Source organism: Paracoccus sp. PAMC 22219 (assembly GCF_000787695.1).
Lineage (GTDB): Bacteria > Pseudomonadota > Alphaproteobacteria > Rhodobacterales > Rhodobacteraceae > Paracoccus.
In genome coordinates, this window is record NZ_BBPH01000095.1 from 1 (window position 1) to 22879 (window position 22879).

A 22879-nucleotide genomic window follows, 5' to 3' on the forward strand; every position below is an offset into this window, starting at 1 on the left:
TGCGGCGGTTCCCCCCCTGCCCTCGCCGGGAGGCAAGGGTTCAGGAGAGGGGCGCGCTTCGCGCTTCCTCGCCTGAACCCCCGCCCTGTTCTGTGGCACATAGTTCTGCTTTTTCTGTCAGGTAGTCTGCCTCTCGGGCTTTCCGGCTTGACGAAAGCGGACAGTCATCGGTCGGTTCAGCATCGACACGAAGAGCCGAGGCTGTGTGGAAACTCGGCCTTATGGTAGACTTCGACATGGTGGCGGGAGATCGGCATGTCGGGTTTCATCGAAGGGACTGCGCGGGGACAGACGGCTCTTTTTCCAGATCGTCTTGAGGATTGGATTGGCGAGGATCACCTGGTTCGGGTGGTTGATCTGTTCGTCGACGAACTCGATCTGCCTGCGCTTGGATTTGCGCGATCGGCGCCGGCGCGGACGGGGCGACCCGGATATCATCCTGCCGTGCTGCTTAAGCTATTCATCTACGGCTATCTGAACAGGATCCCGTCTAGCCGCAGATTGGAACGCGAAGCCGGGCGGAACGTCGAGCTGATGTAGCTGACCGGCCGCCTTGTCCTGGATCACAATACCATCGCCGACTTCCGGCGTGACAACGGCCCTGGTATCCGCCGCAGCTGCGCTCAATTCGTGGAGTTGAGCCGCCGGATCGGCGTGCTGAAAGGCGCCTGCGTTGCCATCGACGGGAGCAAGTTCCGGGCCGTCAACAGCCGGGATCGCAACTTTACCAAGGGCAAGATCGCCAGCCGCATCGCCCACCTGGAGGCGGACGTCGAGCGCTACATCGCGGAGATGGTGCGGGTCGATCGACAGGAGGAGGGCGAGGTTCGGGCTGAGAAGGTCGCGCATCTGGCCAAGCGTTACGGGCGTGTCCGGCAGCATATCCAACACCTGCAAGCCATGGGGCGGGCCTTGGCCGATGCGCCGGATGGGCAGATATCGCTGACGGACCCCGATGCCCGCGCATGGCGAGCAGCGCCCGGAACAGCGGAATGGTCGGCTACAATGTCCAGACCGCCGTCGACACCGAGACCCACCTGATCGTCGCGCATGAAGTCACCAACCAGGGTCATGACCGTGATCTTCTGGTGCCGATGGTAAAAGCGGCCAAGGATGCGCTTCGCCGCGACGAGATGCATGTGCTGGCCGACAAGGGCTACTTCAGCGGGCGGCAGATCCTGGCCTGTCACAAAGCTGGAATCACCACGACGATCCCGCGCCCCGAGACGTCGGGCAACCGCCTCAAGGGCATGTATGAAAAGGCGGACTTCGCCTATGAGGCCAACGCGGATATCTATCGTTGTCTCGCAGGGGAAGCGCTACCGTATCGCTACACGACCGAGGAAGACGGCTTGGAACTCCGCCGCTACTGGACCAGCGAGTGCGGCACGTGCCTGATGAAATCGCGATGCACGACCGGCAAGGAGCGCCGGATCACAAGGTGGGCGCACGAGCATCTGGTCGAGGCGGCGCGGGCGAGGCTGATCGGACCGACCGAACCGATGACAATCCGCCGACGCACGGTCGAGCACCCGTTTGGCACCATCAAGGCGTGGATGGGCACGTCCCACTTTCTGACCCAACGACTGAGGAATGTGAAAACAGAGATCGCGCTGAACGTCCTCGCCTACAATCTCAAGCGAATGGTAGCGCTGATCGGGGTCCAAGGGCTGATGAGCGCTCTGAAGGCCTGAAAGGCGCCGCTCCTTGTGGTCTGTCTGCACTTCGCCAAACGCAAGTCAGATCTTCGCGTCAGATGCCCTTGGATGCCAGCATGCGCCGGCGTTTCCACACAGCCTAAGCCCCTAGGAGACGTTCGAAATGCTCATGAATGTTCTATAGCCTGATGTGTACTCAGCAACCACTGGCAGTGCTATGGGTGGGCATCGAAGCGAAGTGCCCAGCCCCGCGTTCTCAGCTCAAAGACTGGACCCAGACATGACCGAACTTGAGAAAGCCGCAGCCGGCCTGCTCTACGACGCCAACTACGACCCTGACGTGCTTGAGAAGCGCCTCGACGCCAAGCGCATCCTGCATGAGCTGAACGGGCTGCACCCTGACGAGGCTGATCGGTGGGATGCCCTCCTCCGGTGCCTGTTGGGAAAGGCAGGGGAGCGTGTGACGTTCGACGGTCATTTTCACTGTGACTACGGGTTCAATATCGAGCTTGGCGAGGACTTCTATGCAAACGTCAATCTGGTGATCCTGGACGGCGCCAAAGTGACCATCGGCAGGAACTGCTTCATCGCGCCCAACGTGGGGATCTACACTGCGGGTCACCCCTTGGACGCCCAACGGCGGAACCGAGGGCTGGAATATGCGCGTCCCGTGACGATCGGAGACGATGTCTGGATCGGCGCCGGGGTCTCGATCCTGCCCGGCGCTGTGATCGGGTCGGGCGCGGTTATCGCTGCGGGCTCGGTTGTCCGCGGCACGATCCCAGAGCGCGTGATTTGCGGCGGCAACCCTGCCCGCGTCATTCGCGAGATCGGAGAGCAGGACGAGTTGCGATATCGCTGATCTGATCGAAGAACCGTGACTGGCCCCTATCCAACCGACATGCTTTGCATTGGAAACCTCTAGCGCATCAAGGTCCAAGATGACTGATCTCAAATGGCTGAACCCACCCCAGAACGTAACCCAGGACGGTGACGTGCTCAGGGTCACGACCGGTGACAAGACCGATTTCTGGCGCGGAACATTCTACGGCTTCTATCGCGACAACGGCCATTTCCTCCACCAGCGCGTCGAGGGTGACTTCACAGCGGAGGTGAGTGTGGGTGGCGACTATAGGGTGCTCTATGATCAGGCAGGGCTCATGATCCGGCTCAGTGAAAGCCACTGGATCAAGGCAGGCATCGAACATACGGACGGAAAGAACTATTTCTCGGTCGTCGTGACCAACACCATGTCGGATTGGTCGCTTGTCGAGGTTCCTGGTGACACGACCGATATCCGCATTCGTCTGACACGCCATGCCGAAGCCATCCGGGTTCAGTATTACGATCCGCTCGAAGGGACGTTCGTCCCTGTTCGGCTCGCGTACTTTCCGCCGACCGTTGCAGTCGATGTCGGGATGATGTGCTGTTCGCCGCAGCGTTCCGGCTTCGAAGCCACCTTCAAAGGCTTCCGTGTCGGAGAGGCTATTTCACGCGATTTGCACGGTTGACCGTCTTAGATGGCTACCAGGTTGAACGCTTTAAGAAAGCCCTTCTACGATTCATCTGGACGAGGATCGCGGATCAGACCAATGACCGGTTCGTCCCGCGAAGCGGACGGACCAAGGGGGCGGCCGACAGGCAGTTATTAGGGACAAGCTGCCCTGCGATGGGATCGTCGCGTGGCAAAACGGGGACGATCCCCTGCCCGGTCCTTTCTGAACGCCACACCCTGCCGCTCATTCGGCAGCCTGCCCCATTTCCCGTGCGACGATCTGCTCGACCCGCGAAACAACTTCACCGCAGAGCGCGAGGTCGGCCTTCGCCAGCGGGTCGGTCTCGATCATCTGACCGGTCAGGTTGTTTTTTCTGCAGCCGATCGCTGTAGATGTCGCGAAAACGAGCGGCCTCTGCGTCCGAGTTCCGAAACTCCGTCAAGACATCCTTCTCGGGTAATCTGCGATTATGTATCTGGTGTACACTGAATATCGTCGTGCCGATGACTAGCGTCGTCGATGCCGTGCGATACTGCTCGACCAGCTCGGTGGGCATGTTCTGGCCACCGTAAGCCACGATGCCGTCGAACAATCCTGCGCATCGCACCGAGGTGTAGGCCGAGACATGCAAATCGTCGTCTATGCCGTGCATTGTCTCGTCGATCGACCGCAGCTCCTGGGTCCATGCAGGCGTAGCGCTCACCATCACCGCAGCCAAGACTATCATTCGCATATGACACTCCACGCTCATCGCCTATTAATGTAATGCCGCTGGCAGTCTAAGCAACCTAAGCGTGCAATCAGGGGCCCTGACGGCCGCGTTAGAGGTCGATTCTGCGCGCTTCGATAACCGCCGATGTTAGCCTTGCGCCGATCCTGAGGTGAAGAGCCACAGGGCGACGAACAGCGGGTAGAACCACATGATCCCGAAGATCCAGGGAGACTGCTGCGTGAAACGGGATCTCTCGTAGAGGCAACGGCTGAGCGTGGGATCGCGCGTGATCTAGTTCTCCTCGTGATGCGTGGGCCAGAATGGTGCGAGCTCGTCCTGTGAGACTGCTTTGCGGGACCTTGCTGCCTTACGCTCCACCTTCATCCTCACAAGCACTGCTCCGGCACAAGACAGCGCGACACGCTGATAGCCGCCTGACTGCAATGCAGCATGACGATCATGCTGGTCTGCAAATGCTGCCATTCATCGTCCGCGCTGCGAGAAGACGCGGGTCGCACTGGTGTCACTGACCAATCAGCCGAGGCGACTTGGAGCCTGGATCGAACATCTTTTGTGAATTTTTCCAGATATTATAATTGTCGGCCATCAGACAAATTGGTAGGGCCGCAGTGCTGATCATTATGACGGAGTGGCCTTGATCTACTTCGCCTCCACGACGGGCGCGCCAGTAGTGTGCGTAGATGGTAGAAAGTGGATCGATAAATGCCCTTAATCGATATTATGAGAATAGACGAAAACCCGCACGAAACTATCAACGGTATTCGCGACGACACTGCCTCGCGTGGGGTCGATTTGGAAGGTGCTCAGATCACGGCAATATATGCTGACGGATCAACCGAAACTCTGAGATGGCGCGCACTGGATGCCTATACATACGGCGGCGCTACCGGCACAGATGTCGATATGTCTTTTGGTTTCGATTGGCATGAGTTAGCTGCAACAAAGCTCCTCGCATCACTTCAAATAAACTTGCAGCCTGCCAGCTCTGTATTCGATACAACGTCGGACAGCGATGATCAGTCTGGAGGGTCTACTCCTGGTTCTTTGAGTGGCTTCCCTTTTGAACTGGCTCCAGAATATGAAAGCATCGCCGGAAGCCTGACCGTGAATTATTCAGGGATCGTAAATATCTCGGGAAATGAAGCCGTCGGAGACCTATATACAACTATGGTTGTTGATTTCACCAACCTTCCTGCGGGCGGGCTTCTTGGTGATCTAAGATGGAACTCGGACATCGACACCATGAGGGTTTCCGGTGACTTGGTCTCATCCAACCAAGGCAATGACACGTTGGTGGGCGGAGCCGGTAACGATACCCTTCATGGTGGTCAGGGTACCGATACGGCCGACTATCTGGGCGCGCAGGGCGATGTTCGGGTCAATCTGTCCATTACCGGTTCTCAAAGTGTCGGCGCCTCCCTAGGGAGTGATACCCTGATCAGCATTGAGAACCTATCGGGGAGTCGTTTCATAGACATCCTGATCGGCTCAGCCGATGCGAACATGATTGCAGGCCACGAGGGTGATGACCGTATTAGCGGCCTTGCAGGCAACGACATTCTACAGGGTGGCCTTGGAAACGATACTCTCACCGGAGGACTTGGAAACGACACCATGGACGGCGGAGCCGGAATTGACTGGGTTTCGTTCATGGGCGAAAGCCGGGCGGCAAGGCTCGATCTGTCGTTGACCGGCCCGCAGGCCACGGGTCATGGCCTCGATGCGATCCGAAACATCGAAAACATCCACGGCGGCGCCGGAAACGACCTGCTGCTGGGCAATGCTGGGACCAACCTGATCAGGGGTGGAAACGGGGCGGACACCATTCAGGGCGGACAAGGCTATGACCTTCTGGAGGGCAACGCCGGGAATGACATTCTTCACGGGGGTCTTGGAAATGATACCCTGAACGGCGGAGCCGGAATTGACTGGGTTTCGTTCATGGGCGAGAGCCGCGCGGCAAGGCTCGATTTATCAGTGACCGGCCCGCAGGCCACGGGTCATGGCGTCGATGCGATCCGGAACATCGAAAACATCCACGGCGGCGCGGGCAATGACTTGCTGCTGGGCAATGCTGGGGCCAACCTGATCCGAGGTGGAAACGGGGCGGACAACATTCAGGGCAAGCAGGGCTATGACCTGCTGGAAGGCAACGCCGGGAATGACATTCTGAACGGAGGTCTTGGAAACGACACCACGGACGGCGGAGTTGGAATTGACTGGGTTTCATTCATGGGCGAGAGCCGCGCGGCAAGGCTCGATTTATCAGTGACCGGCCCGCAGGCCACGGGTCATGGCGTCGATGTGATCCGGAAAATCGAAAACATCCACGGCGGGGGGGGCAATGACCTGCTGCTGGGCAATGCTGGAGCCAACCTGATCAGAGGTGGAAACGGAGCGGACAACATTCAGGGCCGGCAGGGCTATGACCTGCTGGAGGGCAACGCTGGAAACGACAGTCTCAACGGGGGTTTTGGAAACGACACCTTAGTTGGCGGTGTTGGAAATGACCGCATCACGGGCGGCATAGGCACCGACACCTTTGTTTTCATGAAGGGATTCGATCACGATGTCATTCTGGATTTTCAGGACAATATAGACACGATCCGGCTTCTTGATTTCGGAGTTGCGAACTTTGCGCAGGCGCGGACCTATGCCACGGCAAGCGGATCCGATGTTCTCTTCGATTTTGGCGATGGCGATATTCTGAGAGTTTACAACACAACGATTAACGCGCTCGGAAACGACCTGCTCTTCGTCTGATCGGATCTGGCAGGTTTCCTATGAGAAGATCAGCGCCATAATATCGGGATGACCTGCCCTTAAATAAACGCGGTAAGCCCCGCCCCAAGCACAAGTTGGTTCAAAATGGGGGACAGCCCACCAGGAAGAGACAATTAAAAAGCGGCAAGCTCAACTCTGATGCGCCCGGCATTCCGGAACCGCCTCAGTTGCTCCATCTTCTCTGCATCGTCCTCAGCCTCCTTGGACAGACGCTCGGTCACCATTCGATTAAAGGTGTTCGCACGTGCAACAAGCTTCGCGATCTCGGCATGAAGGGCTTCGGCCTCTTGGCGCGCCTGCAGGGTATATGGCCGGGCATCCGCGTCGAAACGCCTACGCTCTTGATAGGCGGCTTCCTCCAAGACGCTTTTGACCCGCATCCTGACAGAGTGCCCGACAGAGATTTCGTCAGTCACAAAGCATCCCCTCTTCACTCATGATACTAGGGCTCAGCAGCCGCTCTACTCGTAGAGGGGTTATCGGGAGCAATCAGGCACCGCAACTATGAGCAGGGGCAAGCAAAGTCCCAAGAGGACCTTACTCTCGTGCATATGCGCCATTATTGACATTCAGGCGCCATTTACCGGTTTGCGTATTAGCTTCGTCAGGCTCTCACGCCAATGCACGGCCAAATTTACAGCTTTGGAACGGCCTCGAGAAGCTGCCGCGTATATGTGTCTTTGGGTGCATTGAATATCTCGTCGGTGGCCGCCTGCTCGACGACCTTTCCCGCCTGCATGACCAGAATATGGTCGGCTATATGCCGCACGACCGACAGGTCGTGAGAGATGAAGATATAGGCCAGCCCAAGGCGCGATTGCAGGTCCAGCAGAAGATTCAGGATCTGCGATTGAATCGAGACATCCAGTGCCGACACAGCCTCATCGCATATGACTGCCTGCGGCTCGAGCGCAAGCGCGCGTGCGATGACGATGCGCTGTTTCTGCCCTCCGGAAAATTCGCGTGGCAGCTTTCCCGCAGCTGAGTGGGGCAAGCCGACCAGGTCCAGCAATTCCATGGCCCGTTCGCGCCGGTCACGGGCCGTCCCGATCCGGTGAATCTGTAGTGGCTCGGAAATGCTTTCCGCGGCAGACATGCGAGGGTTGAGCGCCGAGGCCGGGTCCTGGAAGACGATCTGCAGGCGCCGCATCGTTGCCATACGTTCGTTCGCTGACATCTGCGTGCGGTCACGTCCATCAATCAGGATTTGACCAGCGGTCGGTTCCTGCATGCCCATCACCGCATAGCCGGTCGTGGATTTGCCGCTGCCCGATTCACCGACGATGGCGACAGTCTTGCCGGGCATCAGATCAAAGCTGACCCCGTCCACGGCACGCACATGATCCGTCACCCGGCCAAGGAGACCGCTGCGGATCGGGAAGTGCACCTTGAGATCACGAACCGAGACAATGGGGGGGGTCATGTCAGCTCCGTGGCGATACGGTCGTGATGCCAGCAGGCAGTGTCGTGACCGGGTTCGACTTGAGCAAGCGGCGGCGCTTCGATGCGACAGCGATCGGTTGCAAGCGGACAGCGGGGATGAAACCGACATCCCTGGGGCCAGTCGCGGATATCAGGAACTGCCCCGGAAATGGCAGGAAGAGCGACCTTGCGCGGGCCATCCAGGCGCGGAATGGTCCGTAAAAGCATTGCTGTGTAGGGGTGGCGCGGTTCGGCAAAGACCTGCGTCACGGCACCTGCTTCCACGATCCGACCGGCATACATGACGGCCACGCGGTCCGCACTTTCCGACACGACCCCCATGTCATGGGTGATCAAGAGCACTGCGCTGCCGGTTTCGCGGCGCAGATCAGACATGAGGTCCAGGATCTGCTTTTGGATGGTCACATCAAGCGCAGTCGTAGGCTCGTCCGCGATCAGCAGCATCGGGCGACGGATCATCGCCATGGCGATCATGACTCGCTGACACATTCCGCCGGATAGCTGGAATGGATACTGGCGTGCACGAACTTCCGGGCGATCGATGCCGACCCTGACCAGCATGTCCTGCACGCGGGCATCGACGTCGGTAGAGGAGGTTTCGGACGCCCGACCCAGTGCCTCCGCGATCTGCCGTCCGACTGGCATCAACGGATCCAACGATGCAACCGGCTCCTGAAAGATCATCGCCAGGCGATCACCGCGCAGACGGTTCATCTGCCGTTCCGACAGTTTGTCGATCCTGGCGCCTTCAAGCGTGATCTGGCCGCCTGATTGTCGCGCAGCATCCGGCAAAAGCCGGATCAAACCAAGGGCCGTCATGCTTTTGCCACAACCAGACTCGCCAACCAGCGCCAAGGTTTCGCCTGCCGCGATGGCCAGCGTGGTACCATCCACCACCGGGTTTCCGCCAATCTCGATGCGCAGGTCGGTGCAGGACAGTACAGGATCCGCTGTACCCCGCCCTTCCACGATCATTTTGCCTCCAGGTCGGCAGAGACAGCCGCGGACCAGGGGTGATTGGGATGAACCATCCCTTGGATGCGTCCGTCCGAGTGCCGTTCCACCGCGCTTGGGATTGCAAACTGCACCGGGTAGAGGATGTCGTCCACCATGTCGACATCATGGTTGCGGGCGATCAGGCCAGCAGTTTGCTCCGGCGCACGACGGTCGACCCGGATGCGGGGCTCGGATGCGTCCAGCCGGGGATGGGAAAGTGCCTTTCCCAGGTCCATCCCATGGCGCAGACGAAATGCCAGCAACTGCGCGATGGCAGGCATGATCTGACGTCCGCCAGCGGCACCCATGGCTAGAACCCCACCGGTGTCCGTCTCGACCAAGACGGGGCACATGTTGGCCAAGGGCTGTGCACCCGCCGCCAAAGCGTTCGGCGTGCCGGGGCGCGGATCGAACCACATCATGCCGTTGTTCAAAAGCACTCCTGTGCGCGCCGACGTTACCTTGGACCCAAAGCGCGACAGCAGGGTATTGGTCAGCGAAACAGCGTTGCCCTGCGCATCGACGACGGACAGATGCGTGGTGCACCCCGGATCGACCGGGCTTGCAGCATGACCTCGCTGCGTCAGGCGTCGTGCATAGGCATTACGGATCGCATCCGCAAAATCGGCGTAATCCAAGGCCCGCGGCTCCGGCGCCGCCGTGTCGTCCAGGTGTGTCAGAACGTCCAGCAGCGCTGGCCCTCCTGACAGGCCGGGCATGGCAAGCACCGTACTGCCCGCCCAAGTCTGTCGAAGGGGCGTACCCCATCGGGGGCGATAGGCGGCCAGATCATCGGTCGTCATTGACCCGCCCAGTTCCTGCATGTCCGCGATTAAATCATCGGCGATCCGGCCGTCGTAGAAGTCCCGCGAACCGGCATCGGCAAGCCGGCGCAGGGTCGCGGCCTTTGCGTCCAGCGGCAGGCGTCGCTTTGTCCGGCCCTCGCCCAGGGACGGCACCTTCCCGTCCGCCAGGAAGACCCTGGTTGAGACCGGGTCGGTGAGCAGGTTGCTGGCATCGATGGTCAGGCAGAGCGCAGTGAACCAATCGACCTCCAGCCCTTTGTCAGCCTCGGCGATCGCGGGCGCCAGTGCCTCGGCCCACGAAATCGTGCCATGCTCTTCCAAGGCCTCAGCCAGTCCCGCCACCGCGCCAGGAACGCAGATGGAATGAACGCCCATCAGGTTCCTCTGCCCTTGTACCTGCGGCCAACTAAACCAGTCGTCGTCATGCCCCGGCACCAACGGGTAATCCTCAACGCTAAGTGCCCGCGGCGACATCATGGAGAAGTCGAGACTGCGAGCGGACCCGTCACGTCCGTCCCGCCACAACAAGAACCCACCACCGCCAATCCCGCTCAACCATGGCTCAACCACCGACAGGACCAAAGCAGTCGTGACAGCCGCATCCATGGCGTTGCCGCCCCGCGCCAGCACGTCGGCACCCGCCTGTGCTGCGATCTGATGCTGAGCCGCGACCATGCCACCGTGCCCCTCGATCATCGTCTTGGCGGGTTTCCATGTCGATGTCATGCGCTCGTCTCCAGTACAGCAGTCAACAGGTCCAGCCCAGGTTCCGCAACGAACCGCCCGTCATGAGCTGACAGGTGCCAGTCCGCGATCTGACCTGCGGTGGCAAACCACACGTCGTCCTGCGCCGCGATGTCTGACAACAGTCGATCCAGCATCGTCACCCGTTGTGCACGCCCCGAAATCCAGGGATGAACCGTGATGGTGAACAGCTGCCCATAGTCGCGTCCGGCCTGAAATTCATCGCGCCAGCTGTCCTCGACGACGCGGGCGGGTTCGGGTGGCCAGCGGTCGGCTCCGCCACCCTGAAACTTGAAATAGATTGCATCGTCGATCTGCCACTGCACTGGCACCTGCACCAGTCCGCCGATCTGATAGGGGTGGTCATAGCCCATCAACGAACTGTCATAGCGCAGTCCCCTGTCCTTCAATACCGCCAGCATGGCAGACGTCATTTCCCACGCAGGGGACCGGAAGCCCACCGGGGCACTGCCGGTCTGCCGTTGAAAGACCTGAAGCGAATGATCCAGTGCGGCGGTAAATTGATCGTCGGTCGTTTCGGAGACCACTTCATGCAGGTGCCCGTGCAGGCCGACCTCGTGGCCCCGCGCGCACAGGGCGGGCAACAGGTCGGGATGCAGTTCCGCCACTACGGACGGGACGTAAAAACTGCCCTTGACCCCGACCCGGTCCAGCATGTCCAGAATGCGCCAGATCCCCTCTCTGGGCCCGAACCGGCGCTGCTCGAGCTGGCCCAGATACGGCGGCAGGCCCGTGCGATTGGCCCAAAGATAAGGCGCCTCGGCATCCACATCGACACTGAAGCACGCAGCCGATCTCTTGCCGTCGGGCCAAGAGTAGCGGGGGCGATCCATCACAACGCCTTTTTCTTGTCCTGATGCACCAGGATTTGCCCTGCCGATCCCCCTCCATCGACGGACAGTGTCGCGCCGGTGATATAGCTGGCCGCATCGGACGCCAGGAACATGACTGCCGCAGGCGCATCCTCATATCGGGATGCCCGCCCAAGGGGGATCGCGCCGGTGACTGCATTCACATGCGCATCTGTTAGCGGGCTGGCGGTGCTGCCAGCTGCGAAACCGGGCTCGACCGCGTTGCAGCGAATGCCATACTCGGCCAGCTCGACGGCAAATCCCTTCGTTAGCCGGTCCAGGGCGGATTTAGAGATCGAATACGGCGCAGCCGTCGTGCGCATTTTGCGCGACGCCCCAGACGAGATCATCACAATATTGCCGCGAACCTCCTGCCGCACCATCTGCGTGGCGATGCCCCGCGTCAGCAGAAACGGCGCGCGCAGGTTGATATCAAAAATGCGGTCCCATTCGTCGGCGTCCACGTCCAGCAGAAAGCCACTGGGATAGACCGCAGCGTTGTTGACCAGGATATCAGCCGCCCCCCATTCACGTCCAACCATCGCTACCAGATCGTCGATGGATGCCGCATCGGTCAGTTCGGTCGCGTGGATCAGGGCAGGACGCGAAAATTCGTTTGCGGCATCCACCATCGCAGCCTGATCTCGGTCGGAGAGCAGCAGCGTAGCCCCGGCGGCATCGAACGCCTCGGCGATCCAGCGCCCGAAGATGCCCGCGGCTCCGGTCACGATGACGCGTTTTCCAGTAAAGTCGGCGCCGGGCAGAGGCAGGGGTCGGGTCATGGAAGGGGTCCTTTCGTGGAATGTTCAGCGTCGACCTTCGACGACATCCCGGACGTGATCGCCCAGAACGTTGACCGACAGGATCAAAAGAAACAGGAACAAGCCGGGAAAGACCGCGATCCACCAGGCTGTGGTGACATAGTTCCGCCCCGCCGACAGGATGGCCCCCCAGCTTGGCGTGGGCGGCTGCACACCCAGGCCCAGGAAGGAGAGACCGGCCTCGAACAGGACCATCAGCCCAAACTCCAGTGTCACGACGACCATGATGGGGCCGATGATGTTGGGCAGGATATGACGCAGGAGCACACGCGTCGTCGACGCCCCCATGAAGCGCGACAGACGCACATAGGGAAGGTTCATCAGCCCAAGCGTCTGGCCATACGCCACGCGCGCATAGCGTGGCCACCGCGTGAAGGCCAGAACGGCAATGACATTGATGAACCCCGGCCCCAGGATCGCGACCGTGATGATCGCCAGCAGGATTGCTGGAACCGACAGAACGATATCGACCATGCGCATGATGATCGTGCCGGTCCATCCGCCGGACCATGCCGCGATCATGCCCAGTGCAGTTCCGATGGAGCCGCTGACCAGCACCGACAGTGCGGCCACCGTCAAAGAGACCTGTGCGCCGTAGATCAGCCGCGAAAGAAGGTCCCGGCCCAGTTCGTCTGAACCCAAAAGATAGGTGATATCGCGAACCTCGGTGCCTGGCGCGCGCAGGCGGCCCAGAAGGTTCTGCGCCTCAGGGTCCTGCGGCGCGATAAGAGGCGCCAGCACGGCAGCCGAGACCAGCACCACAAGAATGCCCACGAAAATCCATAAGCGGGGCGGCAGCCACCGGCCAAGGCGGGTGGATTGGATCACTTGCTGCCCTCCAGCCGGATGCGCGGATCGACGGCGCTGTACAGAAGATCAGCAGCCAGATTTAGAAAGATCGATACGAAGGCACCCAGCAGAACGACAGCCTGCACGATTGGAAAGTCGCGGGCTGCGATCGACTGGACTGTCAACTGGCCGAGGCCTGGCCATGCAAACACCGTTTCGACGATGACGGCACCTGACAGCAGGTTGGCAATTTCGAGAGCGGCGATCGAAATCACCGGAATGGCGCTGTTCCGCAAAGCGTGGCGCCGCACGACCTGCCCCATCGACAAGCCCTTTGCACGCGCCGCGCGGATATAGGGCTTGGACAACTCGTCCAGAACGGCGGTGCGGGTCACGCGGGCAAATGTCGCCATGCTGAGCAGCGACAGGCAGATTGCAGGCATGATGACGCTGTCTGGTGCGCGGGCCCCTGATGCGGGCAGCCAGCCCAATGTCACGGCAAAGACGAGGATCAACAGGACCCCGCTCCAGAAGGTCGGGAGGCTTTGTCCGGCCAGTACGAAACCCATTCCGATGCGGCTGAGCGGATGGTCGCGCCGCATTGCCATGAACACGCCAAGTGGCGCGCCGATGCCAAGCGCCAGCAGCAATGCGACCCCCGCCAGCCAGATCGTGTATGGCAGGCGCGAGCCAATGATATCGACCACCGGTACCTGCTGGACGACGGACTGGCCAAAATCGAGCAGAGCCAGATCCGACATGTAGTCCGTGAACTGGACAAGAACCGGCCGATCGAAGCCAAGATTGGCACGCAAGGCGTCTATGGCCTGTTGGCTTGCGCCTTCGGACACCATCAGCAGAACCGGGTCACCCGCAAGACGCTGCAGAAAGAATATGAGCGCCGTGACCCCAAGAATCGAGATCGCGGCCTGCATCAGGCGCCGGAACAGAAACCGGCTCATCGTGCAACCGATCCCGATGCAGCGCCGGGCTCATTCCGACCAACCCATCCGGTTCAGAAACAGGCTCTCGTTCGAGGTTGGCGTCCATTCGAGGTTGTCCGACGCTCCATAGAGGATGGCCGCCTGGTACAGCGGCACCTGCGGCACCTCTTCCGCGATCCACTCGTGAACCTGGCCATACAGCGCCAGCCGTGCCTCGGGGTTCATCTCCGAACGTGCGCTTTCAAGAAGGGCGTCCAGCTCGTCATCGCGGACCCGCGACCAAGAGGAGCTGGAATGCAGCAGGGGATAAAGAACACCATCGGCATCCTGGCAGGCGCAGGACCAACGGCCAAAGCCCATGTCCGGGGCCTGTTCGGGTTCACTTTGCGATTTTTGCAGGTAGGTGGCCATGTCGGTCATCTCGATCTCGACCGTCAGGCCGACCTCGCCCAGCATTTGCTGGATGGCCTGCACGATGCGCTGGTCGAAGACCGGAGAGGTGGCAAAGCCCAGGGGCCGTGTCGCAGGCTCGCCCACTTCTGCGATGAGAGCGCGTGCTGCGTCCGGGTCATAGGGCACACCTTCGAAACCCTCCAGCCAGCCAACATGAACGGGCGTCAGCATCTGTCCCACCGGGTTGTCGAAACCGCCAAGCAGCCCCTCCACCAGCAGGTCACGGTCGATCGCATGGGCAATCGCCTTGCGCAGACGCGGGTCATCCAGTCCGGGCTTGTTCCGATTGACGCTGAGATAGGCGACCCGTTCAGTCAGCGCGGACAAGGTACCGACGCCATCGGCGGTCTCAAGTTGAATCGCGAGGTCTGGGTCCATGCCAACGACCAGGTCAGACGCGCCCGATGTCAGGTTGGCCACCCGAGTCGAGGCATCCGGGACGGCGCGGAACACCGCTGCTGGAAATACGCCCGCATCGCCCCAGTAATCATCGTTCCTTACCAGCCCGACCTCGACCCCGCGCTGCCAGCTGTCGAATTTGTAGGGTCCGGAGCCGACAGGGGCCAGATTGAACGCTTCGCGACCCATCTCCTCGACAACTGCCTTGGGAACGATGGACAGTTTGACCAGTTGCGCGAATAGCGCTGGATAGCCCGTCGCAGTAGTCAGCTTGACGCGGCCATCCTCCTGGACCTCAGCGCTGATGATGCTTTCGAATTGCGACAACTGCGGAGAGCCGAACTCCGGGTCGGTGATGCGCTGAATGGAGTAGACCACATCTTCCGCCGTCAGCGGGCTTCCGTCATGGAACAGCGCGTCGTCGCGGATCGTGAAGACGGTCTCGGTGTCCGAGATCTGTTCCCATTCCGTCGCGATCTGCGGGACGATTTCGCCGTCATCATCGCGAGTCAGCAGGTTGTCGAAGATATTACGATAGACATAGTAACTGTCGGGATTCCACTGCAGATGCGGATCCAGGGTGGTTGGTTCGTTGACAAGGTCAACGACCAGCCGTTCCGCATCGGCCATCGCCAACGAGGGGGCCGTCAAGGCGGTCGTGGCCGCCAGCATGGCAGCGAACAACGTCTTGGGAACAAGTCTCATGCCGGGTCTCCTTTTGCGGAACGGGGTCTGTGTGACGGGCTTGGACGCGGCGTTGGCGAGGAGGCATTTTCGCGCCGTGAGGGCTTTTGCATGCCTAGCGCATGCGACAATGGGGCAGCGCTGCGGCTGAGCGCTCGAGCAGTGCGCAGCTCGAACTCGTGGCGCATCTGCGTCAACACGACTGCCGCCCCGGGGGCATCGGCATCCGCCAATGTGCAAGCCAGGTCAGCCAACGGCAAAGGACCGCGGCCAATACCGAATTCACGGTCCAGATTCCGATCGGCTCGAAGGCACAGATCCCACGTGTCGATCAACCACCCTCTCAGCCGCGGCGCTGCAACGGATTGGGCGACTAGCATCAGCAATGTCCTTTCCTGATGCAACAGGCCAGTCCGAGCTTGTGCGGGAGAGTGCAGATTCTCTGATTGATACACTGCAGCGCGAAGGCGCAACTCCTCCCCGAGACTGGTGGGTGGTGCATGATGAAGTAACGCTGGTTCAAGCAGATGTCTTGATGTGGCCAAATCTGCGAGATGCGCCGCTGACATTTCCAGAACTTTCGATCCACGCCGACCGTCGGGTGCGATCCATCCCGCCTCCGTCAACTTTGACAGCGCTGCGCGGACGGCAGCCAGTCCAAATGCGAACCGGGTACTGAGTTCTGCTTCCGACACGACCGCTCCGGGCGGCAGCTCACAATCGATGATCGCAGCACGCAACCTTGCATGCGCGCTGTCAGAAAGACTGTCGCGGCGGCCAAGTTTGCTTGTGACGGCGAAGGGGGATTGTTTGTCATACATACGTGGATGATGACGGCGATTTTTGACATGTCAATAATAAGCTTTTAACATGTCAAATATGAGGCATGCCTTTCCTTGATTTGCTGCGTTTTTGATCAACGTCTGACAAACGATGAAGTTGGCCTAGGGTGTGACGAATAGCCGTATTGGCCAGATCCGCGCCGAGCGTGGCAGATCAAGGCTCCTATTTTGCCAGCGCATGCATCTCATGGATAAGGTCCGATTTGCCTTCAAATCCGATGCCTGGCAGATCGGGCATCACGATATGTCCCTGATTGACGCTGACACCGTCGGGAAAGCCGCCATAAGGCTGGAAGAGATCAGGATAGCTTTCATTGCCCCCCAACCCCAATCCCGCAGCGATATTCAGCGACATCTGATGGCCACCATGCGGGATGCATCGTGTGGGCGCCCATCCGAATTGCCGCAAGACATCCAAAGTTCGTAGATATTCGACTAGCCCATAAGACAGCGCGCAGTCGAATTGCAGATAGTCCCTGTCTGCGCGCATCCCGCCATACCGCAACAAATTTCGGGCATCCTGATGGGAAAACAGGTTTTCGCCTGTTGCCATGGGAGCATCGTAGAACTCCGACATCGCTGCCTGAAGGCCATAGTCAAGGGGATCGCCGATTTCCTCGTACCAGAATATCGGGTACGCACGTAGCATCTTGGCATAGGCGATGGCCGTCTCCAGATCGAAACGGCCGTTTGCGTCGACGGCCAGACGGGCCCTCGATCCTATCTCGTCCAGCACCGCTTCGATCCGCTGCTGGTCGTCCCTCAACGATGCACCACCAATCTTCATCTTGACCACGGTATACCCGCGATCAACATAGCTTCGCATCTCGGCGCGTAGGGCTCCGTCGTCCTTGCCCGGATAGTAATAGCCCCCTGCTGCATAGACGAACACCCGCGGGTCGGCCGTGCGTCCGTGCAGATCGGCCAAGTGATGAAACAGAGGCTTGTCCTCAATTTTGGCGACAGCATCCCAGATGGCCATATCGATCGTGCCGACAGCGACGGAGCGTTCGCCATGTCCTCCGGGCTTTTCGTTCGCCATCATCGCGGCCCAGATGCGATGCGGATCAAGATTCTTACCCGCGTCGTTCAGCAGCACCTCAGGCGCCGCTTCAAGGATTCTGCTCCGAAATCGCTCCCGGATCAGGCCGCCTTGTCCATAGCGACCATTGGAATTGAAGCCATAGCCCACGACCCGCTGTCCGTTCTGGACGACGTCCGTCACCACCGCCACAAGGCTGATCGTCATCTTGCTGAAGTCAATGAAGGCGTTGCGGATCGGAGAGGCGATCGGCTTGGTCACCTCACGAATATCAATGATGCGCATGGTTGGTCATCCTTTACAGCTCGCGTTCATCGCATTCATCCGATCAGATGAACGCCGACGATGATGAATGTTCCTAGCATGATGGTTTCAGCGACGATCAGGGCAATCGCACTGCCGCCCACATCCAGCATCCGAACAAGGGACGTCTTGATGCCGACTGCGGCAATCGCCACCAGTAGAGCCCATCGGCTGGCACCTTCAGCGAAGGCCGACAGCGCAGCGGGTATCAGGCCGAGCGAATTCAGGGCTGCCAGCACCAGAAACCCGATGACGAAGGACGGTAGGATCGGTGGCCGTTTCGCATTTGGATCAAGATCGCCCAATCCCCCCATGCGGATCGCCAGCGAAAAGACCAGCACGACCGGGGCTAGCATCGATACGCGGATCAGTTTGACTAGGGTTGCGGTTTCGCCCACCTCTGGGCTGATCGAGAACCCTGCGCCCACCACTTGGGCCACGTCGTGGATCGTCCCGCCAAGGAACACTGCCGATTCAAGCGAATTGAACCCCAGCACCACCGACAGAGGCGGATAGATGACCATGGCGATCGTAGACAGGATCGTGACCGACAAGACCGTAAAGGCCAAGTTGCGTTCGGACTTGTCAGTTCGCGGCAGGACCGCCGCGATCGCCATCGCAGCCGAGGCCCCGCAGATCGCGACCGACCCGCCCGTTAGCAACGCCAATCGCCATCCCCGCCCAAAGATCCGTGCCGCCAACAGTGCGAAAAGGATCGTGACCACGACGCCGGCCACCACCAGTGCAATCATCGGACCGCCCAGCTCCGCCAACATTTGAACGAAGATGCGCGCACCCAGGAGCGCAACCCCGAGACGCAGCACGGTCTGGGCCGAAAACGCCACCCCAGTTGCGGTCCGCGTGCCCGGTTCAGCCAGAAAATTCAGGGTCAGGCCAAGCAGCAAGGCCATCAACATGGCAGGTGCACCGTAATGCTCGGCCAGAAACTGTGCTGTCACTGCCACTAAGACAGAGACGGCAATACCCGGAAACAGGGCCTTGATCCGCGCACCGTCGAGATGGGCATCCAAAGCGGCTAGAGCCATGTCAGACCTCTTTGATTCGGCCAAGCGCATCGATTTGCGCCAGCAGTGCATCGTCGATCTGCAGTCCCGCCCTCACGGCATCGTTGCGCAAATCATCGCGGCGTGCTCCTGGAAGTCGCGCTCCCGGCTGATCTGCCATGGCATCGGCAAGATCGTCGATCCGCACACGCGCCATGTCTGAAAACGCATCCGGGTCTAGCGCCAGGATCAACTGACCCACGCCGGACGGCGGGCCATCGGCCGCAAAGAACGACGAGGCTTCATATCCGAAATTGGCGCCCATCAAGCCCGCCGCCAACAGTTCGACCATCAGCGCCAAGGCGGTGCCCTTGGCGTCGCCCATGGGGATCATCGTGCCGTTCAGCGCCGCAGCCGGATCGGTGGTGGGCTGTCCATCGGCGTCCAACGCCCAGCCCTCGGGGATTGCGGTCCCTTTCTGGTCGGCAGCCATGATCTTGCCGCGCGCGACCTTGGACAGGGACACATCCACAACGATGGGGGTTCGCCCGCCGGACCGGGGCGCTGCAAAGGCGATGGGGTTGGTGCCAAACAGCGCCTTGCGCCCGCCCCACGGCGCCATCGCAGCGGGCGTGTTGGCAAAGAGCAGCGCCACCAGACCGGACCGAGCCAGACGCTCGACCGTGACGCCGGCAACGCCGCAATGATGCGACCGGGCGATGCCGGCGGCGGCAATGCCCTGACGTGGCGCGGCCTCGGCCAGCCAGTCCACGGCCAGATCCAGCGCCGGATAGGCAAAGCCCATCGCCGCATCCACCGCCATGACGCCGGGCCGCGGATGGGAGGCAGTGGGCGTTGCGAAGCCGTCCACCTTTCCCGACAGCGCCTGCGCGGCATAGGACGAGACGCGCCGCAGCCCGTGGCCCGACTGGCCCACCATCTCAGCCGCGACCAGCGCGTGCGCGACGGATTGCGCGTTGGCCTGTCCGGTCCGACAGCGCAGCAGGGTGCGAAGGATCAGGTCGTGGACCTGATCGGGCGTCATCGTGACCATCGCTCAGACCCTTTCCGCAAGGTGGTCCAGAACCCGGTCGGCGATCAGGCTGCTGACCCGGACATTGGCCTGGGTGGTAACGCCAGCGATATGCGGCGTCAGGATCAGGTTCGAAAGGCCCGCGAAACGCTGTCCTGCCTCGCGTGTCAGGGGCTCGACCTCGAACACGTCCAGCGCGGCCCCGGCCAGCTGGCCCGTCCGCAGGGCATCGGCCAGGGCATCTTCGTCCACGACGCCGCCACGGGCCGCATTGATCAGCACCACGCCAGGGCGCATGGCCTGCAACGCGGCGACGTCGATCATGTGCCGCGTCTGCGGCGTCAACGGCACATGTAGACTAATGACGTCCGATTTGACCAGCAGTTCCGAACGTGACACCGATGCGACATCGCCCCATGCCGGATCGCCGGCAGGCAGATGCGGGTCATGCGCGATGACCGTCATGCCCATCGCCTGCGCGCGGTGGGCCACCTGTCGGGCGATGGAGCCATAGCCCATCAAGCCCAGGGTCAGAGCCGACAACTCCTCTCCCATCAGGTCCTGACGGGGCCATTCGCCCGCGATCACCCGGTCGGTCGCGGCATAGGCCCCGCGCAGCAGCATCATCGCGGTTGTGATGACATATTCAGCCACCGCCAGATCGTTGGCTCCCGTCGCTGGCCAGACAGTGATGCCACGTGCCTTGCAAGTGTCCATGTCGATGTTGTCCAGACCCACACCAAGACGCCCCACGGCCTGCAGCCGGGGTGCCGCTGCCAGAAGATCCGCGTCGACGCGGGTGCGGTTCCGGACGATCAGCACATCGGCCCTGGCCATTTGATCCAGCAGATCGGTGCGGCGGTCGACAAGGTCGGGCGCATAGAGCGTGTCATGAGACGCTGATATCCGCTGCACGGCAGCCTCGTCCATGAATTCGGTGATGACGATACGCGACATGGCGTTTCCTTTCCTAGAACAGCAGTGCTTGCGGCAGGGGTACATTGAGCACCCGGTCCAGAGTCATGTAGAATGCTGTTACCATCACCAGAATGCAGGCCAGATAGGTGGCAAGCCGGGGCACCGTGAGGCGGCCGAACTGACCCGTCAGCATCAGGACGATGCAGGCGATCAGTGAGGTGACGAACAGCCCTATTGTGGGAAAGAGCAGCGCCCAAGCGAGCATCGTCCCGGCCAGTGCGAAGCCACGCACAGTTCCATCTGCACTGCCGCCTTCTGCATTGATGCCGCCATGACCGCGTAGGCTGCGCAGGATCTGCAGCAGCGACAAGATGCCAAGCGCAGCGCCAACCGCATAGGGAAACGCCGCGGCCATGACCGACAGGCCCTGTGCCTGCAACAGCATCCAAACGGCCAGAACCAGAAAGACGACAGATCCTGCCATACCGGCGCGATCGATCTGGCGATGCGCGACGGCCGGGCCGTCGCGGGTGACATCCTGCTGCGCCAGACGCCGCGCAGTTCGCATGCGCAGCAGCGGCAACATCATTGTCAGCACGATCAGAGCTAGAATGCCCCAGCTGATCGGTCGGTTGACCAGCAACTGACCCAGGAAGTCGCCCCTTGCACCACCGATCATCCATGCCCGCATGAAGCCTTGTTCCGCGATCTGGCCCAGCACGAGCCCGAGCACGATGGGCGATGCGCCAAAGCCGGCAAGTCCGGCCGCCCATCCAATCAGACCGAGTACCACCATGACGACCACGTCATGCGGGTTGGCGTGAATGGCGAAACTGCCGATGATCGTCATGAACGCGATCAGTGGGACCAGCATCGCCTTGGGGACATTCGTAATGAATCGGAAGGCATAGCGCCCGACAATCAGTCCCACCGGCAGCATCAGCAGCGTGGCGATGACCAGCCCGGTCATGAAAACATAGACCGTATCGTCCCCGGACTGGAACAATGACGGGCCGACCCGAATGCCCTGAACCATCAGGGCACCCATGATCACCGCGTCGGGCGGTGTACCGGGAATGCCCAGGACCAGCGTAGGGATGAACCCACCGCCGACGGTCGCGTTGTTGGCGCTTTCAGTCGCAAGGATGCCGCCGGGTTCTCCCTTGCCGAAGTTTTCGGAGTTTGAGGACGCACGGCGGGCCTCTGAGTAGGCAATGAGCGACGCGATGGAGCCACCAGCACCCGGCAGGATGCCCACCAGCGTGCCGATCAACGATGACCTGATCAGGTTGAACCAGTTCTTCAGTGAAATGCCGATCGCCTCAAACATACGAAAGCCCCGTGCCTCGCCGGGATCCAGATGCTGGTCGGGCGTGGCCACCATCCCGATCAGCACAGGAATGCAGTATAGCCCGATCAGCGCCGCGACGATGTCGATACCTCCCAGCATGGACGGCATGCCCCCCGTGAACCGCACGTCGCCGCCGATGACGGCCACACCGATCATTGACAGGAAGATGCCGAACATGCCGCCGATCAGACCCTTGACCAGATTGCCCTGAGACAGCGTGGCAATCAGGGTCAGGCCCAGAAGCGCCAACCAGAAATACTCCGTCGACTGGAAAGCCAGTGCCAGCGTCGCCAGCCGCGGGGCCAGCGTGATCAGGAGTATAGCACCCACCATGCCGCCGAAGACACTGGCGATGGTTGCCAGGGTCACGGCCAGATCGCCATCCCCGCGCTTGGCCATCGGATAGCCGTCGAAGGTCGTCGCGATGGCGCTTGGTGTGCCGGGCGTATTTACCAGGATTGCGGCAAAGGCGCCGCCGTAGATGGCTCCGGTATAGATCGCCCCCAGCATGATCAACCCCGATGCAGGGTCCATCACGAAGGTGAACGGGACCAGGACGGCAATGGCCATGGTCGCCGACAATCCCGGCAATGCGCCGACGATTGTTCCCCCCAGCACCCCTAACAGCGCCAGAAGCAGGTTCATCGGGCTGAGAGCCTCGAACAGAATGGTTGCTGCATTGGCCATTGTTCACCCCATTGGACGTAGCGACGTTGCATGGCCGGGCCGTCGCGCGACCGTGCGCGCGGATCAGCCCGGAATGG

18 protein-coding genes and 1 pseudogene are annotated in these 22879 nt (G+C 60.8%); 4 read left to right on the forward strand and 15 right to left on the reverse strand.

Annotated features, from left to right (window positions below):
* Positions 1 to 255: 255 nt before the first annotated feature.
* The 4 genes and pseudogenes from TY51_RS11520 (at position 256) to TY51_RS21915 (ending at position 6650) form a co-directional block, all read left to right on the forward strand.
* Positions 256 to 1694, forward strand: a pseudogene (locus TY51_RS11520) (IS1182 family transposase).
* Positions 1695 to 1938: 244 nt separating this feature from the next.
* Positions 1939 to 2520, forward strand: coding sequence for a sugar O-acetyltransferase (locus TY51_RS11525; protein WP_042249828.1), 582 nt, complete (start codon positions 1939 to 1941; stop codon positions 2518 to 2520).
* Positions 2521 to 2599: 79 nt separating this feature from the next.
* Positions 2600 to 3169, forward strand: coding sequence for a DUF1349 domain-containing protein (locus TY51_RS11530; RefSeq protein WP_042249830.1), 570 nt, complete (start codon positions 2600 to 2602; stop codon positions 3167 to 3169).
* A 1420-nt stretch (positions 3170 to 4589) separates the two neighbouring features.
* Positions 4590 to 6650, forward strand: a complete 2061-nt coding sequence (locus tag TY51_RS21915) for a calcium-binding protein (protein ID WP_156117992.1) — start codon at positions 4590 to 4592, stop codon at positions 6648 to 6650.
* 134 nt (positions 6651 to 6784) lie between these two features.
* On the opposite strand, the gene TY51_RS11545 is transcribed toward TY51_RS21915, so the two are convergent.
* From TY51_RS11545 to TY51_RS11610, 15 genes are all read right to left on the reverse strand, one after another.
* On the reverse strand, positions 6785 to 7087 hold the full coding sequence (locus tag TY51_RS11545) for a hypothetical protein (RefSeq protein WP_042249834.1): 303 nt from the start codon (positions 7085 to 7087) through the stop codon (positions 6785 to 6787).
* Positions 7088 to 7305: 218 nt separating this feature from the next.
* On the reverse strand, positions 7306 to 8094 hold the full coding sequence (locus TY51_RS11550) for an ATP-binding cassette domain-containing protein (protein ID WP_081994935.1): 789 nt from the start codon (positions 8092 to 8094) through the stop codon (positions 7306 to 7308).
* On the reverse strand, positions 8091 to 9089 hold the full coding sequence (locus tag TY51_RS11555; RefSeq protein ID WP_042249836.1) for an ABC transporter ATP-binding protein: 999 nt from the start codon (positions 9087 to 9089) through the stop codon (positions 8091 to 8093). Before TY51_RS11555 ends, TY51_RS11550 begins: the two co-directional genes overlap by 4 nt.
* Positions 9086 to 10642 carry a gamma-glutamyltransferase family protein gene (locus TY51_RS11560; protein ID WP_042249837.1) on the reverse strand — a complete coding sequence of 519 codons (1557 nt, stop codon included), beginning with the start codon at positions 10640 to 10642 and terminating at the stop codon, positions 9086 to 9088. Before TY51_RS11560 ends, TY51_RS11555 begins: the two co-directional genes overlap by 4 nt.
* The gene (locus TY51_RS11565; protein ID WP_042249839.1) at positions 10639 to 11514 is read right to left on the reverse strand and encodes a polysaccharide deacetylase; all 876 of its coding nucleotides are present in this window, start codon (positions 11512 to 11514) and stop codon (positions 10639 to 10641) included. The genes TY51_RS11560 and TY51_RS11565 overlap by 4 nt, the downstream gene beginning before the upstream one ends.
* The gene (locus TY51_RS11570; protein ID WP_042249842.1) at positions 11514 to 12314 is read right to left on the reverse strand and encodes an SDR family NAD(P)-dependent oxidoreductase; all 801 of its coding nucleotides are present in this window, start codon (positions 12312 to 12314) and stop codon (positions 11514 to 11516) included. The genes TY51_RS11565 and TY51_RS11570 overlap by 1 nt, the downstream gene beginning before the upstream one ends.
* A 24-nt stretch (positions 12315 to 12338) precedes the next feature.
* Positions 12339 to 13181: an ABC transporter permease gene (locus TY51_RS11575; RefSeq protein ID WP_042249844.1), complete on the reverse strand. Its 843-nt coding sequence runs from the start codon at positions 13179 to 13181 to the stop codon at positions 12339 to 12341.
* The gene (locus TY51_RS11580) at positions 13178 to 14104 is read right to left on the reverse strand and encodes an ABC transporter permease (RefSeq protein WP_042249846.1); all 927 of its coding nucleotides are present in this window, start codon (positions 14102 to 14104) and stop codon (positions 13178 to 13180) included. Before TY51_RS11580 ends, TY51_RS11575 begins: the two co-directional genes overlap by 4 nt.
* Before the next feature lie 30 nt (positions 14105 to 14134).
* Positions 14135 to 15610, reverse strand: a complete 1476-nt coding sequence (locus TY51_RS11585; RefSeq protein ID WP_197054746.1) for an ABC transporter substrate-binding protein — start codon at positions 15608 to 15610, stop codon at positions 14135 to 14137.
* 29 nt (positions 15611 to 15639) lie between these two features.
* Positions 15640 to 16443, reverse strand: coding sequence for a GntR family transcriptional regulator (locus TY51_RS24530; RefSeq protein WP_081994937.1), 804 nt, complete (start codon positions 16441 to 16443; stop codon positions 15640 to 15642).
* A 184-nt stretch (positions 16444 to 16627) separates the two neighbouring features.
* Positions 16628 to 17791, reverse strand: coding sequence for a mandelate racemase/muconate lactonizing enzyme family protein (locus TY51_RS11590; protein ID WP_042249851.1), 1164 nt, complete (start codon positions 17789 to 17791; stop codon positions 16628 to 16630).
* Between the two features lie 35 nt (positions 17792 to 17826).
* Positions 17827 to 18855, reverse strand: coding sequence for a YeiH family protein (locus TY51_RS11595; RefSeq protein WP_042249852.1), 1029 nt, complete (start codon positions 18853 to 18855; stop codon positions 17827 to 17829).
* Position 18856: 1 nt separating this feature from the next.
* Positions 18857 to 19867: an Ldh family oxidoreductase gene (locus TY51_RS11600; RefSeq protein ID WP_042249854.1), complete on the reverse strand. Its 1011-nt coding sequence runs from the start codon at positions 19865 to 19867 to the stop codon at positions 18857 to 18859.
* 3 nt (positions 19868 to 19870) lie between these two features.
* Entirely contained in the window at positions 19871 to 20803 is a 933-nt protein-coding gene (locus tag TY51_RS11605) for a hydroxyacid dehydrogenase (RefSeq protein ID WP_042249856.1), read from the reverse strand.
* 13 nt (positions 20804 to 20816) lie between these two features.
* Positions 20817 to 22802, reverse strand: a complete 1986-nt coding sequence (locus TY51_RS11610; RefSeq protein WP_042249857.1) for a tripartite tricarboxylate transporter permease — start codon at positions 22800 to 22802, stop codon at positions 20817 to 20819.
* Positions 22803 to 22879: the final 77 nt, after the last annotated feature.

Coding starts and splice junctions, on each gene's coding strand:
- TY51_RS11525 (WP_042249828.1), top strand. CDS start 1,939: ATGACCGAACTTGAGAAAGCCGCAGCCGGCCTGCTCTACGACGCCAAC.
- TY51_RS11530 (WP_042249830.1), top strand. CDS start 2,600: ATGACTGATCTCAAATGGCTGAACCCACCCCAGAACGTAACCCAGGAC.
- TY51_RS21915 (WP_156117992.1), top strand. CDS start 4,590: ATGCCCTTAATCGATATTATGAGAATAGACGAAAACCCGCACGAAACT.
- TY51_RS11550 (WP_081994935.1), bottom strand. CDS start 8,094: ATGACCCCCCCCATTGTCTCGGTTCGTGATCTCAAGGTGCACTTCCCG.
- TY51_RS11555 (WP_042249836.1), bottom strand. CDS start 9,089: ATGATCGTGGAAGGGCGGGGTACAGCGGATCCTGTACTGTCCTGCACC.
- TY51_RS11560 (WP_042249837.1), bottom strand. CDS start 10,642: ATGACATCGACATGGAAACCCGCCAAGACGATGATCGAGGGGCACGGT.
- TY51_RS11565 (WP_042249839.1), bottom strand. CDS start 11,514: ATGGATCGCCCCCGCTACTCTTGGCCCGACGGCAAGAGATCGGCTGCG.
- TY51_RS11570 (WP_042249842.1), bottom strand. CDS start 12,314: ATGACCCGACCCCTGCCTCTGCCCGGCGCCGACTTTACTGGAAAACGC.
- TY51_RS11580 (WP_042249846.1), bottom strand. CDS start 14,104: ATGAGCCGGTTTCTGTTCCGGCGCCTGATGCAGGCCGCGATCTCGATT.
- TY51_RS11585 (WP_197054746.1), bottom strand. CDS start 15,610: ATGCTGGCGGCCACGACCGCCTTGACGGCCCCCTCGTTGGCGATGGCC.
- TY51_RS24530 (WP_081994937.1), bottom strand. CDS start 16,443: ATGTATGACAAACAATCCCCCTTCGCCGTCACAAGCAAACTTGGCCGC.
- TY51_RS11590 (WP_042249851.1), bottom strand. CDS start 17,791: ATGCGCATCATTGATATTCGTGAGGTGACCAAGCCGATCGCCTCTCCG.
- TY51_RS11595 (WP_042249852.1), bottom strand. CDS start 18,855: ATGGCTCTAGCCGCTTTGGATGCCCATCTCGACGGTGCGCGGATCAAG.
- TY51_RS11600 (WP_042249854.1), bottom strand. CDS start 19,867: ATGGTCACGATGACGCCCGATCAGGTCCACGACCTGATCCTTCGCACC.
- TY51_RS11605 (WP_042249856.1), bottom strand. CDS start 20,803: ATGTCGCGTATCGTCATCACCGAATTCATGGACGAGGCTGCCGTGCAG.
- TY51_RS11610 (WP_042249857.1), bottom strand. CDS start 22,802: ATGGCCAATGCAGCAACCATTCTGTTCGAGGCTCTCAGCCCGATGAAC.